Here is a 14,697-nt window from a genome sequence, read left to right as displayed (position 1 = left end):
CTCTTAAGCCAGACGCGGGTTAACTTTATCGGCATCGATGTTGAATTTCGCGATCGCATCCGCCACCACTTTCTTCTCGATTTCGCCGCGTTTAGCCAGTTCACCCAGGGCTGCAACCACTACGTATGACGCATCCACTTCGAAGTGGTGACGCAGGTTTTCGCGGCTGTCTGAACGGCCGAAACCATCGGTACCCAGCACGCGATAATCGCTGGCTGGCACGTAGCTGCGAACCTGCTCTGCGAACAGCTTCATGTAGTCGGTCGATGCCACCGCCGGCGCGTCGTTCATCACCTGAGCGATGTACGGTACGCGTGGAGTCTCCGTTGGGTGCAGCATGTTCCAGCGCTCACAATCCTGACCGTCGCGTGCCAGCTCGGTGAACGAGGTTACGCTGTAGACGTCAGAACCGATGCCGTAATCCTTCGCCAGGATCTGTGCCGCTTCGCGCACGTGACGCAGGATAGAACCTGAGCCCAGCAGCTGCACTTTGCCTTTGCTGCCTTCTACCGTCTCCAGCTTGTAGATACCCTTACGGATACCCTCTTCCGCACCCTGCGGCATCGCAGGCATGTGGTAGTTTTCGTTCAGCGTGGTGATGTAGTAGTAAATATTTTCCTGCGCTTCGCCGTACATACGTACCAGACCGTCATGCATGATGACTGCCACTTCGTACGCGTAAGACGGATCGTAAGAGATACAGTTCGGGATAGTCAGCGACTGAATGTGGCTGTGACCATCTTCATGCTGCAGACCTTCACCGTTCAGCGTGGTACGACCGGACGTGCCGCCCACCAAGAAGCCGCGCGCCTGCTGGTCGCCTGCCAGCCACATCAGATCGCCGATGCGCTGGAAACCAAACATCGAATAATAGATGTAGAACGGAATCATCGGCAGGTTGTTGGTGCTATAAGAGGTCGCCGCCGCCAGCCAGGAAGACCCTGCGCCCAGCTCGTTGATCCCTTCCTGCAGAATCTGGCCTTTCTCGTCTTCTTTATAGTAAGCAACCTGCTCACGGTCCTGCGGCGTATACTGCTGGCCGTTCGGGCTGTAGATACCAATCTGACGGAACAGACCTTCCATACCAAAGGTACGCGCTTCGTCCGCGAGGATCGGCACCAGACGATCTTTGATCGACTTGTTCTTCAGCATCACATTCAGCGCACGCACGAAGGCGATGGTGGTAGAGATCTCTTTGCTCTGCTCTTCCAGCAGCGCACTGAACTCTTCCAGCGCCGGCATTTCCAGCTTTTCGCTGAACTCAGCCTGACGGGTTGGCAGATAGCCACCCAGCTTCTCGCGCTGGCCGTGCAGGTAGTTGTACTCTTCTGAGCCTTTTTCGAAGGTCACATACGGCAGCTGTTCGATCTTGTCGTCAGCCACTGGCACGTTGAAGCGGTCGCGGATGTAGCGAACGCCATCCATGTTCATCTTCTTAACCTGGTGCGCGATGTTTTTACCTTCCGCGGTGTCACCCATACCATAGCCTTTGATGGTATGCGCCAGGATCAGCGTAGGCTGACCTTTGGTCTCCTGCGCTTTCTTCAGGGCCGCGTAGATTTTCTTCGGATCGTGACCACCACGGTTCAGGGCGAAGATCTCTTCGTCTGACCAGTCTTTCACCAGCGCTGCAGTCTCCGGGTATTTACCGAAGAAGTGCTCGCGCACGTACGCACCGTCGCGTGATTTGAAGGTCTGATAGTCGCCGTCAACGGTTTCGTTCATCAGCTGAATCAGCTTGCCGCTGGTGTCTTTCTTCAGTAGCTCGTCCCAGCGTCCGCCCCAGATCACTTTGATCACGTTCCAGCCAGCACCGGCAAAGATGCCTTCCAGCTCGTTGATGATCTTACCGTTACCGGTGACCGGACCGTCGAGACGCTGCAGGTTACAGTTGATGATGAACACCAGGTTATCCAGCTTCTCACGGGTAGCGATGGTGATCGCCCCTTTGGATTCTGGTTCGTCCATCTCGCCATCGCCAAGGAAGGCGTAAACGGTCTGCTTAGAGGTATCTTTCAGGCCGCGGTGTTCCAGATATTTCAGGAACTTCGCCTGATAGATGGCGTTCAGTGGGCCGAGACCCATCGACACGGTCGGGAACTGCCAGAAGTCCGGCATCAGTTTTGGATGCGGATAGGAAGAGAGACCGTTGCCGTGGACTTCCTGACGGAAGTTGTTCATCTGCTCTTCAGTCAGGCGTCCTTCAAGGAACGCACGAGAGTAGATGCCCGGAGAAATGTGGCCCTGGAAATAGACCAGATCGCCGCCATCCTGCTCGCTACGCGCGCGGAAGAAGTGGTTGAAGCACACTTCATAAATGGTGGCAGAAGACTGGAAAGACGACAGGTGACCACCCAGCTCCAGATCTTTCTTCGACGCACGCAGAACCGACATAATGGCGTTCCAGCGGATTGCGGAACGGATACGACGTTCAAGAGAGGTGTTCCCCGGATATTCCGGCTCATCTTCGACCGCAATGGAGTTGATGTAGTTGCTGACGGCATTGCCGCCCGCTGCCACTTTCACACCGCCTTTGCGTGCAGCACTCAATACCTGATCAATCAGATACTGCGCGCGCTCAACACCTTCTTCACGGATGACCGATTCGATCGCCTGTAGCCAGTCACGAGTTTCGATCGGATCCACGTCATTCTGTAAACGTTCTGACATGGGGTGTATTCCTTATCTGTGTCTAATACGTTGAATTATCAGGAGCCTGTCTGCTTGTGCTTTGCTTCTGATTCACAGCACAAGAAGACAGGCCCGTCGTTTATGTCGCACGTTCATTGCCGTGCGTTATTCCTTACGTTGCTGTAAACGACGCAGGGAGCGTTCACGACGGCTCTGCTCCCGACTTCTGTCCAGCAAGATTTCCTCAATGAACGCCAGGTGACGATGGGATGCCTCGCGTGCTTGTTCTGGCTCACGAGCCACAATCGCCTCAAAGATACTGGCGCGGTGACCGCTCACTTTCGCCAGCATTTCGCGGCGAGCGTAGAGCAATTCGAAATTCTGACGGACGTTCTGTTCCAGCATAGGGCCCATCGAACGCAGCAAATGCAGCAGCACCACATTATGGGCGGCTTCTGTGACAGCGATCTGATACTTCATGACCGCATCGGCCTCAGCATCTAAATCGCCGCTGTCCTGCGCCTGCTGGATGTTGACGTGACAGTCGCGAATCCGCTGCAGGTCTTCGTCGGTGCCGCGCAGCGCAGCGTAGTAGGCCGCAACGCCTTCCAGCGCGTGGCGGGTTTCCAGCAGGTCAAACTGGGATTCAGGATGTTCAGCAAGCAGGCCGACCAGCGGGTCGCTCAGGCTTTGCCAGAGATTCTGCTGTACGAAGGTGCCACCACCCTGACGGCGCAGCAGCAGGCCTTTGGCTTCCAGACTCTGGATCGCTTCGCGCAGCGATGGACGTGAGACATCAAACTGTTTGGCCAGTTCACGCTCGGGAAGCAGTTTTTCACCCGGCTGGAGCGTCCCTTCCATAATCAGGGATTCCAGCTGCTGCTCGATTGCATCGGAGAGCTTGGGTTGGCGAATTTTACTGTAGGCCATCATCCCTTCTTATGAGCCAAACGTCCGGAGTAAATTGGTAATACCAATTGAAAAATGGTGCCCGTAAAGTAACAAAGTATTCACCTTGTGTCTATATGGCCCCCCGCACACTTTCACCGCACACACCGGTTACCGTGCGCTAACTTACCGGGATCTGGCAGAAAAGCGTCTCAGCGCGGCAAATGTTAACAGATTTCACTTTTACCAAACCTTACACTGCATTAGCGCGCACCAGGCTGCGTAGCCATAAGCGAATGCTATTCGTGTTTAAGCCTTATTCATGGCAGAAATAGCGCAAGGGAAGCGCAGAGGATGCTGCTGCTTTTTCAGCCATCTCTCAGCACAAAAAGCAAAAGCAGGTGCAAAGCGGCGCGCTTATCACTATTCTGGTCGCCAGGGTAGCTCAGGCTTGCACACAGCCCGCCGGATACCGTAAAGAAAAACGTACACAGATAGAACAGCCTTACAGTGCGCGCACTGCAGGTGCACAATAACAACATCATGAGGTTTGTATGGAACAACAGCATGGCGAAACGCTGCATCGCGGCCTGAAAAATCGCCATATTCAGCTGATTGCGCTGGGCGGTGCCGTCGGTACCGGTCTGTTTCTGGGTAGCGCATCAGTGATTAAATCGGCCGGTCCGGCCGTGATTCTCGGCTATGCCATCGCCGGTTTTATTGCCTTCCTGATCATGCGCCAGCTCGGCGAAATGGTGGTGGAAGAGCCGGTGGCCGGCAGCTTTAGCCACTTCGCCTATAAATACTGGGGCAACTTTGCCGGCTTTGCTTCCGGCTGGAACTACTGGGTGCTGTATGTGCTGGTGGCGATGGCTGAACTCACCGCCGTCGGCAAATATATTCAGTTCTGGTGGCCGGAATTCCCTACCTGGGCCACTGCGGCTATCTTCTTTGTGGTGATCAACGCCATCAACCTGACCAACGTCAAAGTGTTCGGTGAGATGGAGTTCTGGTTCGCGATTATCAAAGTGGTGGCGGTCATCGGTATGATCCTGTTTGGCGGCTGGCTGCTGTTTAGCGGCAACGGCGGCCCTCAGGCCAGCGTCAGCAACCTGTGGAACCAGGGCGGTTTCCTGCCGCACGGCGTCAGCGGGCTGGTGATGATGATGGCGATCATCATGTTCTCCTTCGGCGGCCTTGAACTGGTGGGTATCACCGCCGCAGAAGCCGACAATCCACAAGAGAGCATCCCTAAAGCCACCAACCAGGTGCTGTGGCGTATCCTGATTTTCTACATCGGCTCACTGGCGGTGCTGCTCTCGCTGCTGCCATGGACGCGCGTCACCGAAGAGACCAGCCCGTTTGTGCTGATCTTCCACGAACTGGGCGATGCGCTGGTGGCGAATGCGCTCAACGTGGTGATCCTGACCGCCGCGCTGTCGGTGTATAACAGCTGTGTTTACTGTAACAGCCGCATGCTGTTCGGCCTCGCGCAGCAGGGCAACGCGCCAAAAGCGCTGCTGAAAGTGGATCGTCGTGGTGTGCCGGTGGCGACCATTCTGGTGTCGGCGGTAGCCACTGCGCTGTGCGTGTTGATTAACTATCTGATGCCGGGCGAAGCCTTCGGCCTGCTGATGTCGCTGGTGGTCTCCGCGCTGGTCATCAACTGGGCGATGATCAGCCTCGCGCACCTGAAATTCCGCAAGAAAAAAGACCAGCAGGGCGTGACCACCCGTTTCAGGGCGGTGCTGTATCCGCTGGGTAACTGGATCTGCCTGCTATTCCTGGCGGCCATTCTGGTGATCATGCTGATGACGCCAGGTATGGCGATTTCAGTGTGGCTGATTCCGGTGTGGCTGCTGGTGCTGGCCGTGGGTTATACCGTTAAAAATCGGGTACAGAAAGCCTGATGCTTCACCGGGCCCGGCACGCTGCTGCCGGGCCGATCCGCTTCACACTTTTCCCCGCCCGCGTATTTTGTCCATCATCCTGACCGATTGTTCCCCACCAGGTTACTGATTTAACGCTGATAATTTTTGCTCCACTTGTCGCAGGAGACGACTGATGAAAGGAGCAGCCCTCTCGTTCAGAGAAAAACTGGGATACGGCATGGGTGACGCCGGATGCAACATGATCGGCGGTGCCATCATGCTGTTCCTCAACTACTTCTACACCGACGTATTTGGCCTTGCTCCGGCGCTGGTCGGCACGCTGTTGCTGTCAGTACGGGTGCTGGATGCGGTGACCGACCCGATAATGGGCGCGATTGCCGACCGCACGCAGAGCCGCTGGGGACGCTTTCGCCCGTGGCTGCTGTGGATATCGCTGCCCTACGTGCTGTTCAGCGTGCTGATGTTTACCACCCCGGACTGGAGTTATGAAAACAAGGTGATCTGGGCATTTGTCACCTATTTCCTGATGTCGCTGACCTACACCGCCATCAATATTCCTTACTGCTCGCTGGGCGGCGTCATCACTAACGATCCCGGTGAACGCGTCTCCTGCCAGTCATACCGCTTTGTCATGGTGGGCATCGCCACGCTGATCCTCTCGCTGTCGCTGCTGCCGATGGCCGAGTGGTTTGGCGGCGACAACAAAGCGCGCGGCTATCAGCTGGCGATGAGCGTGCTGGCGCTGATTGGCCTGGTGATGTTTCTGTTCTGTTTTGCCACGGTGCGCGAGCGTATTCGCCCGGCGGTACCGAGCAACGATGATCTGAAGAAAGATTTGCGCGATGTATGGAAGAACGATCAGTGGGTGCGCATTCTGCTGCTGACGTTCTGTAATGTCTGTCCCGGTTTTATTCGCATGGCCGCCACCATGTATTACGTCACCTGGGTGATGGGCCAGTCGACGCACTTTGCCACGCTGTTTATCAGCCTGGGCGTCATCGGCATGATGCTGGGCAGCACACTGGCGAAAGTCCTCACCGATCGCTGGTGCAAGCTGAAGGTGTTTTTCTGGACCAACATTGCGCTGGCGCTGTTCTCCAGCGGCTTTTACTGGATCGATCCGCACGCCACCGTCACCGTGGTAATTGCTTATTTCCTGCTGAACATCCTGCACCAAATCCCGTCGCCGCTGCACTGGTCGCTGATGGCCGATGTCGATGACTACGGCGAATGGAAAACCGGTAAACGCATCACCGGGATCAGCTTCTCCGGCAACCTGTTTTTCCTCAAGGTCGGACTGGCGGTAGCGGGTGCCATGGTCGGGTTTTTATTGTCGATGTATGGCTATGACGCAGCAGCGAAGCAGCAGTCTGCCAGCGCGCTCAACGGCATTGTGCTGCTGTTTACCCTGATCCCCGGCGTCGGCTATCTGATCACCGCCGGCGTGGTGCGCCTGCTGAAAGTGGACCGCGCGCTGATGCGCACCATCCAGCAGGATCTCGCCCTGCGTCGCGCCAACTTCCATGACTTATCTGCCCCCGTTCGCCGCGCAACCTCACAACCAGGAGAAATTAAATGAGCTGGCCTAACCCGTTTATTACGCAACGTGCCGATCCGTTTATATTGCGCCACGGCGATGGCTACTATTTTATCGCTTCGGTGCCCGAGTACGATCGGCTGGAGCTGCGCTATGCCAGCACGCTTGACGGCCTGATTACCGCCCCGGCCACAACCGTGTGGCGTAAACCGGACAGCGGTCCCTGCAGCGCCCTGATCTGGGCACCGGAACTGCACCTGATTAATGGCCAGTGGGTGATTTACTTTGCCGCCGCGCCGTCCCGCGAAATCAAAGAGGGGCTGTTTCAGCACCGTATGTACGCGCTGGTATGTGATGATGCCGATCCGCTCAGCGGTCACTGGCAGCCGTGCCGCCGCGTGCAAACCCACCTCGATACCTTCGCCCTTGACGCCACCCACTTCGTACATCAGGGCAAAAACTGGTATCTGTGGGCGCAAAAAGACCCGGCCATTCCCGGTAACTCCAACCTGTATCTGGCGGAATTACTGAATCCGTGGACGCTGAAAACCCAGCCGCTGATGCTCAGCCGGCCGGAGTATGAGTGGGAGTGTGCCGGCTTTAGCGTCAATGAGGGACCGGCGGTGATTCGCCATGGCGAGCGGCTGTTTGTCACCTACTCAGCCAGCGCCACAGACGAAAATTACTGCCTCGGCATACTGAGTATTGACGCGCAGGCCGATCCGCTCGACATCAGTGCATGGCACAAATCGGCGCGGCCGGTATTTGCCACCAGCTGGGATAATCACCAGTACGGTCCGGGGCATAACAGTTTTACCGTGGATGAAGCAGGACAGGATGTGCTGGTGTATCACGCGCGGAATTACACCGAAATTGAGGGCGATCCGCTGTGGGATCCCAACCGCCATACGCGGCTTAAATATTTTGCCTGGCGCGAAGACGGCACACCGGATTTCGGCGTGCCGCCTGCCGATCACACTAACGTGCCGTAGATGGTCAGCAGCGCCACTACCACGACCAGTACCAGCGAAACGCGTTTGGCCAGCGCCACGGCGACCCGTGGCGTTTCCACTTTATCCAGATGCGGATCGCGCGCCAGCGAGAACTGCGCCAGGCTGGTCAGCACCTGATACTGTGGACGATGCACATCGCTGAGCGCAGCAAACCATGCCGGCAGCGCACGCTCGCCGTGGCCGAGCAGCGCATAAGCCACACCGGCCAGCCGCACAGGAATCCAGTCCAGCACGTGCAGAATGCGATCGATGCCGGACTGTGCGCGTTCCAGCGGGGAACGGTGTTTTGCCAGCCAGCTCTGCCAGGCGCGCAGAAACGCATACCCCACCAGCAACACTGGCCCGTAAGGGCCACCGACCACAAACCAGAACAGCGGCGCAAGATAGAAGCGGAAATTAATCCAGATCAGCGCGTTTTGCAGCGCCTGCAGAAATTCGCGCTCGCTACAGTCAACCGGCACGCCGTGAATCAGCGTCAGCTCTGCCGCCATCGCCTGATGGGCCGCTTCATCATCGTGGCTCGCCGCTTTAAGATACTGGTGGTAATGCAACCGCACCGAGCCGGCACCAATGCACAGCAAACCGACCACAATCCAGAACAGCAGCTGCGCCACGCCAAACAGAATGCCCTTCAGGCTCCACACCACCACCCAGACCAGCAGCATGGCGATCACGGTCATCAGCAGCGTACGCAGCAATGAGAAGCGCTGGCGACCGCGAAACAGCGGCTCAAGCCGATGATCCAGCTGCCAGTGTTCACCTAATTTGAAAAGGCGTTCCCAACCCAAAACTAACAACAAACTAAACAACGTCATACCTGCTCCTGCGGTGTCAGGGGTGCTCCTGCCCGATAGCCTGTTTATAGCGTATCCAGTCAAATGCCGGACCGGGATCGGTCTTGCGTTCCGGCGCAACATCGCTGTGACCGGTGATACGCTGCGGCGTCAGCGGATAATGCTGCATCAGCAGGCGGGTAACCTGCTGCAGCGTAGCGTACTGGGCATCGGTGTAGGGCAGCGTATCAGTGCCTTCCAGCTCAATGCCCATGGAAAAATCGTTGCAGTTTTCCCGTCCGGCAAACTGCGAAATGCCGGCATGCCAGGCGCGCTGGTCAAAGGAAACATACTGTACCAGCTCACCGTCACGGCGAATCAGACAGTGCGCCGCCACGCGTAACTGGGCGATATCCGCAAAATAGGGATGCGCATCAGCCGGTAGCGTACCGGTGAACAGCCGGTCGATCCACGGACCGCCAAATTCGCCCGGCGGCAGACTGATGTTATGAATGATCAGCAGCGACGGCGCTTCGTTATCCGGCCGCGCATTGAAGTGCGGCGACGGCACCTTGCGTGCGCTCGTGATCCAGCCGTGTTCCAGTTTCATGCCTGTTATCCTGAACAAAATCTGGCTGAGAATACCATGATTCCACCTCGCTGCTTGTGACTTAATGCGTTATGGCATCAGCAAGTTAAGGATACTAAACATTTCACCTGGCGTGTCTGGCAATAGCTGCAAAATCAGGCTAAGGTGAGCGCACGTAATCCGCAGGGGGGAGCCGCAAAATCATGGTGTCGCGTCGTTATAATCCCGAACATCGTCGTCAGGAACTGCTTAAACGTATTCAGCTGGATATCCCGGAAACCGTGGCGCGCGCGCTTCAGGAGGATTTAGGCGGTGACGTTGACGCTGACCGCGACATCACCGCCCAGCTGTTGCCGCAGGCGGCGCAGGCTGAAGCGCGCATTATCACCCGCGAAGCCGGTGTTTTCTGTGGTAAACGCTGGGTGGAAGAAGTGTTTATCCAGCTGGGCAATAACGTTTCCATTACCTGGCACGTCGAAGACGGCCAACCGTTGGTGGCCGATCAGCTGTTGTTTGAATTAAAGGGACCGGCACGGTTGCTGCTGACGGCAGAACGCACCGCGTTAAACTTTGTGCAGACGCTCTCCGGCGTGGCGACAGCCGTGAACCGCTATGTGGCGCTCTTGTCTGGCAGCAATACCCAGCTGCTGGATACGCGCAAAACCCTGCCCGGCCTGCGCACCGCGCTCAAGTATGCGGTGCTGTGCGGCGGCGGGCAGAATCATCGCCTGGGCCTGTCCGACGCTTTCCTGATTAAAGAAAACCACATCATTGCCAGCGGTTCGGTCAGTAAAGCGGTGGAGAAAGCCCTGTGGCTGCACCCGGATGTGCCGGTCGAGGTGGAAGTGGAAAGTCTCAGCGAACTGCAGCTGGCGCTGGCGGCCGGCGCCGACATCATCATGCTGGATAACTTCACGCTGGCGATGATGCAGCAGGCGGTTACGCTGACTGCGAAGCGCGCACTGCTGGAGGTGTCCGGCAACGTGACGGAGACGACGCTGCCGCAGATCGCCGCCACCGGAGTGGATTATGTCTCGGTGGGCGCGCTGACTAAGCACGTGCAGGCACTCGATCTGTCGATGCGTTTTCGCGAAGTCTGACGTATAGCTAAGCCGCCGGTGCTGGCGGCAGTTTGCGAGCCGGCTTCCATCATCATGTGGCTTCGCCTGTAACGCGCTACATTGTCTGCGCGCCCCTTTCCGGGATTGAAACGCGCCCCCTTCCGCTTTTGCCCGCCCTTTCTTACCGTTGCGGCTCCACAACAAGGAGCCTCATTATGGATAAACAACGCGGTTTTACCCTGATCGAGCTGATGATTGTTATCGGTATCGTCGCCATCCTCAGCGCCATTGGCCTGCCCGCTTACCAAAATTATCTGCAACGTGCCGCGCTGACCGACATGCTGCAAACCATGGTGCCCTATAAAACTGCCGTGGAGCTGTGCGCAATCGAGCGCGGCGGACCGGCGCAGTGTCAGGCCGGCGAGCGCGGTATTCCCGCCGCCAAAGGCTCACGCTATGTGGCGAACCTGAGCGTGGTGAATGGTGCCATTACGCTGACCGGCCAGGAGAGCCTGACGGGGTTAACCGTTGCAATGTTGCCGATATGGAATGCGGCGGAAGGCGCACTCAGCTGGCAACGCAGCTGCACCAGCGACAACACCAGCCTGCGCGACAGCTGTCTCGAGCAGTTCCGCTTTGCCGACAAGGAAGAAAACAATGGATAAGCCGGATAGCACCCTGCAGGCGCTGTGTGCCCGCTATCAGGCCGTGATACTGCACCATGACGCCACGCACTTGCGCGTGGCGGTCGCGGACGCGCCAGACCCGCTGTTGTTAGAGGCGCTGCAGTTTGCCAGCCAGTGCGCAGTCGAGGTCGAATGCTGGCCCGCCGCACGGCTGGAGCAGCTGCTGCACCAGCCAGAAAGCAGTGCGGCACCGCGCGAACAGGCCAGCGCCGAGTCCGCCATTCACGCGGTGGATCAGATTCTGCGCCAGGCCATACAGCGACGCGCCTCCGATGTGCACTTTGAACCGCAGCGTCACGGGCTGCGCGTACGGCTGCGGATTGACGGCGTGCTGCACCCGCTGCCGCAGTTACCGGATGCCCCACCCGCCGCCGTGCTGGCACGGTTGAAAATTCTCGGCGGTCTGGATATCGCGGAGCGTCGGCTGCCGCAGGATGGTCAGTTCAGTCTGGAGATGGATGACAAACCGGCGGCGTTCCGCCTGTCGACCCTGCCGGTCAGCCAGGGGGAAAAAGCGGTGGTGCGCCTGCTGCAAAGCGAAAACAGCGCCATTGCGCTCGATAAGCTGGGCATGCCAGTACCACAGCTGCGCCTGCTGAAAAACGCGCTGGCCAAACCGCAGGGGCTGATTCTGGTCACCGGCCCAACCGGCAGCGGCAAAACCTTTACGCTGTACAGCAGCCTTAGCGCCCTCAACGTGCCGGAGAAAAACGTCTGCAGCGTGGAGGACCCGCTGGAAATTCCGCTACAGGGGATTAACCAGACACAGGTACAGCCACGGAGCGGTCTCGATTTTAACCGCGTATTGCGCGCGCTGCTGCGGCAGGATCCGGACGTCATAATGATCGGTGAAATCCGTGATGCTGAAACCGCCAGTATCGCCGTAAAAGCGGCGCAAACCGGACATCTGGTGCTCTCGACTTTGCACACCAACTCGACGGCCGAAACCCTGACCCGCTTACGGCAGATGGACATTCCCGGCTATCTGCTTGGCCCGGCGTTACAGCTGGTGGTGGCGCAGCGGCTGGTGCGCCGTTTGTGCGTGCACTGCCGTCAGCCGGGCCAGGCGATTGCCCATCTGCCGGGCGACATGTGGCCCGGCACGCTGCAAACCTGGCGTGCGCCCGGCTGCGATCACTGCTTCTCCGGTTACTACGGCCGCCTGGCGCTGTTTGAAATCCTGCCGATGAGCAGCAGGTTGCAGAACGCCATCTCGGCTGATATGCCGCTGGAGCACCTGCTGACGCTGGCTGCGGAGCAGGGAATGAAAACGCTGCTGACCGCCGGGCTGGAAGCGGTGAGCCGCGGTGACACCTCATTCGAGGAGATGCAGCGCGTGGTGGGCCTTGGCAATGGCTAATCGCTACCAGTTTCACTGGCAGGCACTCGACAGCATGGGCCTGCTGCAGGAGGGCGAGTCGCTGCAGCCCACGCAGGATGCCCTGCTCGGCCAGCTGGGCGATCGCGGCCTGCTGGTGGTGAGCTGGCAGCGCGGGAAATGCTGGCGCGCGCGTGACTGGAAGTGGCAGCAGAAAATTGACCTGATGCGCCAGCTGGCGACGTTGCTGAAAGCCGGGCTGCCGCTGGCGGAGAGTCTGACATTGCTGGCCAGCGGCCATCCTCATGCAGGCTGGCGCGTGCTGCTGAGCCTTCTGCAACAGCGGGTCATGGCCGGAGAGCCGTTTTCTCAGGCGCTGCGCGCCTGGCCGGATATTTTCCCGCCGCTGTTTCCGGCACTGATGCAGGTAGGTGAGCTGACCGGGCAACTGGACGAGTGCTGCCGTCAGCTGGCACTACAGCAGAGCAGGCAACAGTTTCTGCGCCAGAAAGTGGTGAAAGCGTTGCGCTATCCGCTGTTTATCCTGCTGGTGGCGCTGGCGGTCAGCGCCGGGATGCTGCTGTTTGTACTGCCGGAATTTGTTGCGGTGTACGCCAGCTTTGACGCACCGCTGCCGGCCTTTACCGCCGGCGTGATGGCGCTGTCGGCACTGTTGCAGCAGGCGGCGCTGCCGCTGCTGTTGTGCGGTGTGGCGTCCGGGTGGCTGGCGCGTCTGACCTACCGACGATCCGTTGCGTGGCAAAAGCGCTGCCAGCAGTGGCTGCTGCGGCTTCCGCTGCTGGCCCCGTTGTGGCGCGGCGGTCAGCTCAGCCAGATATATGCGATTCTGCAACTGACGCAGCAGGCCGGACTGACGCTGCTGCAAAGCCTGCAGGCGGTGGAAGTGACGCTGGCCGCGCGACTGTGGCGCGATGCCATCGTGGCGTTACAGCAGCACATTGCCGCTGGCGCACCGCTGCATCAGGCGCTACAGGGACATCCGCTGTTTACACCGCTGTGCGCTCAGTTGATCCGCGTTGGTGAAGAGGCCGGTGCGCTGGATGTGATGCTGGCGCGACTGGCGGAGTGGCACGAAGCGCAAACGCTGACGCGCGCAGACAGCCTCGCCGCTTCGCTGGAGCCATTAATGATAGTGGTGATTGGCGGCATTGTCGGCACGCTGGTGATTGCCATGTATCTGCCGGTATTTGGTCTGGGAGACGCCATACGTTAAACGGGCGCACGCGGCGCCCGTTGCGGCACATCAGCGGTTAAAGACGCGGTTTTCCTGTTCTGCCACACGAATAAAGGTGGTGCGTTTGGTCAGCTCTTTCAGGCGCTCTGCGCCGACGTAAGTACAGGCCGAACGCAGCCCGCCGAGGATATCTTTCACCGTCTCCGCGACCGGTCCACGCAGCGGCAGACGAACGGTTTTACCTTCTGCGGCGCGGTAGCCCGCCACACCGCCCACATGACGTTTCATCGCGGATTCGGAGCTCATGCCGTAGAACAGCATAAACTGCTCGCCCTGCTCTTCAACAAGAGTGCCTTCGCACTCATCGTGTGCCGCCAGCATGCCGCCGAGCATCACGAAGTCAGCGCCGCCGCCGAACGCCTTGGCGATATCGCCCGGCACGGCGCAACCGCCGTCACTGACAATCTGCCCGCCGAGGCCGTGCGCCGCATCAGCACACTCAATCACCGCAGAGAGTTGCGGGTAGCCAACGCCGGTTTTGACGCGTGTGGTGCAGACCGAACCCGGACCGATTCCCACCTTCACAATGTCGGCACCGGACAGAATCAGCTCCTCGACCATTTCACCGGTCACCACATTCCCGGCGCAAATGGTTTTCCCCGGGAAGCTTTCCCTCGCGCGCTGCAGGAAGGCAACAAAGTGCTCGGAGTAGCCGTTTGCCACATCAATACAGATAAAATTGAGTTGGGGCGACAGCGCGAGGATCGCGCTTAACTTTGTGAAATCTGCTTCTGAGGTGCCGGTGGAGACCATCACGTGGCTGAGCACCGTGGCCGGTACGTGCTGGATAAAGGTCTGCCACGCTTCAACACTGTAGTGCTTGTGAACGGCGGTCAGCACGTTAAAGCCAGCCAGCGCTTCGGCCATGGTAAAGGTGCCGACGGTATCCATGTTGGCGGCAATCACCGGAACGCCGGACCAGGCGAGGCCTGAATGTTTGAAGGTGAACGTACGTTCCAGCTCAACCTCGGAACGGCTTTTCAGCGTGGAGCGTTTCGGGCGGATCAATACATCTTTAAAGCCCAGTTTTACATCTTCTTCGATACGCATAGCA

At 58.5% G+C, this 14,697-nt stretch carries 12 protein-coding genes; 7 read left to right on the top strand and 5 right to left on the bottom strand.

Annotation, left to right across the window (positions count from 1 at the left end; genetic code table 11):
* Positions 1-3 precede the first annotated feature (3 nt).
* Both aceE and pdhR read right to left on the bottom strand, forming a co-directional pair.
* Positions 4-2,670: a pyruvate dehydrogenase (acetyl-transferring), homodimeric type gene (gene aceE / locus KOL70_RS15815; protein ID WP_021507538.1), complete on the bottom strand. Its 2,667-nt coding sequence runs from the start codon at positions 2,668-2,670 to the stop codon at positions 4-6.
* Positions 2,671-2,796: 126 nt separating this feature from the next.
* On the bottom strand, positions 2,797-3,561 hold the full coding sequence (gene pdhR / locus KOL70_RS15810) for a pyruvate dehydrogenase complex transcriptional repressor PdhR (RefSeq protein WP_021507539.1): 765 nt from the start codon (positions 3,559-3,561) through the stop codon (positions 2,797-2,799).
* 512 nt (positions 3,562-4,073) lie between these two features.
* On the opposite strand from pdhR, the gene aroP reads away from it, so the two are divergent.
* From aroP to KOL70_RS15795, 3 genes are all read left to right on the top strand, one after another.
* Positions 4,074-5,429 carry an aromatic amino acid transporter AroP gene (gene aroP / locus KOL70_RS15805; protein ID WP_058759500.1) on the top strand — a complete coding sequence of 452 codons (1,356 nt, stop codon included), beginning with the start codon at positions 4,074-4,076 and terminating at the stop codon, positions 5,427-5,429.
* Positions 5,430-5,583: 154 nt separating this feature from the next.
* Positions 5,584-6,990, top strand: coding sequence for a glycoside-pentoside-hexuronide (GPH):cation symporter (locus tag KOL70_RS15800; RefSeq protein ID WP_058780448.1), 1,407 nt, complete (start codon positions 5,584-5,586; stop codon positions 6,988-6,990).
* The gene (locus KOL70_RS15795) at positions 6,987-7,940 is read left to right on the top strand and encodes a family 43 glycosylhydrolase (protein ID WP_215480882.1); all 954 of its coding nucleotides are present in this window, start codon (positions 6,987-6,989) and stop codon (positions 7,938-7,940) included. Before KOL70_RS15800 ends, KOL70_RS15795 begins: the two co-directional genes overlap by 4 nt.
* On the opposite strand, the gene ampE is transcribed toward KOL70_RS15795, so the two are convergent.
* Together ampE and ampD are read right to left on the bottom strand one after the other, a co-directional pair.
* Positions 7,922-8,776 carry a beta-lactamase regulator AmpE gene (gene ampE, locus KOL70_RS15790; protein WP_058780446.1) on the bottom strand — a complete coding sequence of 285 codons (855 nt, stop codon included), beginning with the start codon at positions 8,774-8,776 and terminating at the stop codon, positions 7,922-7,924. The genes KOL70_RS15795 and ampE overlap by 19 nt on opposite strands.
* Positions 8,777-8,792: 16 nt before the next feature.
* Positions 8,793-9,344 carry a 1,6-anhydro-N-acetylmuramyl-L-alanine amidase AmpD gene (gene ampD, locus KOL70_RS15785; protein ID WP_010618114.1) on the bottom strand — a complete coding sequence of 184 codons (552 nt, stop codon included), beginning with the start codon at positions 9,342-9,344 and terminating at the stop codon, positions 8,793-8,795.
* Positions 9,345-9,526: 182 nt separating this feature from the next.
* Here ampD and nadC point away from each other — a divergent pair, with 182 nt between their 5' ends.
* The 4 genes from nadC to hofC all read left to right on the top strand — a co-directional run bounded on the left by nadC (position 9,527) and on the right by hofC (position 13,622).
* Positions 9,527-10,423, top strand: a complete 897-nt coding sequence (nadC, locus tag KOL70_RS15780; protein ID WP_215480879.1) for a carboxylating nicotinate-nucleotide diphosphorylase — start codon at positions 9,527-9,529, stop codon at positions 10,421-10,423.
* 176 nt (positions 10,424-10,599) lie between these two features.
* Positions 10,600-11,049 (top strand): prepilin peptidase-dependent pilin, encoded by a 450-nt coding sequence (ppdD, locus tag KOL70_RS15775; RefSeq protein WP_058759497.1) that lies wholly within the window; start codon positions 10,600-10,602, stop codon positions 11,047-11,049.
* Positions 11,042-12,430 (top strand): type II secretion system protein GspE, encoded by a 1,389-nt coding sequence (gene gspE / locus KOL70_RS15770; RefSeq protein ID WP_058770613.1) that lies wholly within the window; start codon positions 11,042-11,044, stop codon positions 12,428-12,430. The genes ppdD and gspE overlap by 8 nt, the downstream gene beginning before the upstream one ends.
* A complete protein-coding gene (gene hofC, locus KOL70_RS15765; protein WP_215480877.1) occupies positions 12,423-13,622 on the top strand; it encodes a protein transport protein HofC in 1,200 nt (399 codons plus the stop codon). Before gspE ends, hofC begins: the two co-directional genes overlap by 8 nt.
* A 30-nt stretch (positions 13,623-13,652) precedes the next feature.
* Here the strand turns inward: hofC and KOL70_RS15760 are convergent, their stop codons facing one another.
* Positions 13,653-14,693: a GMP reductase gene (locus KOL70_RS15760; protein ID WP_150360697.1), complete on the bottom strand. Its 1,041-nt coding sequence runs from the start codon at positions 14,691-14,693 to the stop codon at positions 13,653-13,655.
* Positions 14,694-14,697 lie beyond the last annotated feature (4 nt).

It is taken from the genome of Pantoea sp. B270 (assembly GCF_018726825.1).
Lineage (GTDB): Bacteria > Pseudomonadota > Gammaproteobacteria > Enterobacterales > Enterobacteriaceae > Pantoea > Pantoea dispersa.
The sequence above is the reverse complement of the archived record's forward strand: the minus strand, read 5'-3'. Positions and strand labels throughout refer to the sequence as shown.

Coding starts and splice junctions, on each gene's coding strand:
- aceE (WP_021507538.1), bottom strand. CDS start 2,670: ATGTCAGAACGTTTACAGAATGACGTGGATCCGATCGAAACTCGTGAC.
- pdhR (WP_021507539.1), bottom strand. CDS start 3,561: ATGGCCTACAGTAAAATTCGCCAACCCAAGCTCTCCGATGCAATCGAG.
- aroP (WP_058759500.1), top strand. CDS start 4,074: ATGGAACAACAGCATGGCGAAACGCTGCATCGCGGCCTGAAAAATCGC.
- KOL70_RS15800 (WP_058780448.1), top strand. CDS start 5,584: ATGAAAGGAGCAGCCCTCTCGTTCAGAGAAAAACTGGGATACGGCATG.
- KOL70_RS15795 (WP_215480882.1), top strand. CDS start 6,987: ATGAGCTGGCCTAACCCGTTTATTACGCAACGTGCCGATCCGTTTATA.
- ampE (WP_058780446.1), bottom strand. CDS start 8,776: ATGACGTTGTTTAGTTTGTTGTTAGTTTTGGGTTGGGAACGCCTTTTC.
- ampD (WP_010618114.1), bottom strand. CDS start 9,344: ATGAAACTGGAACACGGCTGGATCACGAGCGCACGCAAGGTGCCGTCG.
- nadC (WP_215480879.1), top strand. CDS start 9,527: ATGGTGTCGCGTCGTTATAATCCCGAACATCGTCGTCAGGAACTGCTT.
- ppdD (WP_058759497.1), top strand. CDS start 10,600: ATGGATAAACAACGCGGTTTTACCCTGATCGAGCTGATGATTGTTATC.
- gspE (WP_058770613.1), top strand. CDS start 11,042: ATGGATAAGCCGGATAGCACCCTGCAGGCGCTGTGTGCCCGCTATCAG.
- hofC (WP_215480877.1), top strand. CDS start 12,423: ATGGCTAATCGCTACCAGTTTCACTGGCAGGCACTCGACAGCATGGGC.
- KOL70_RS15760 (WP_150360697.1), bottom strand. CDS start 14,693: ATGCGTATCGAAGAAGATGTAAAACTGGGCTTTAAAGATGTATTGATC.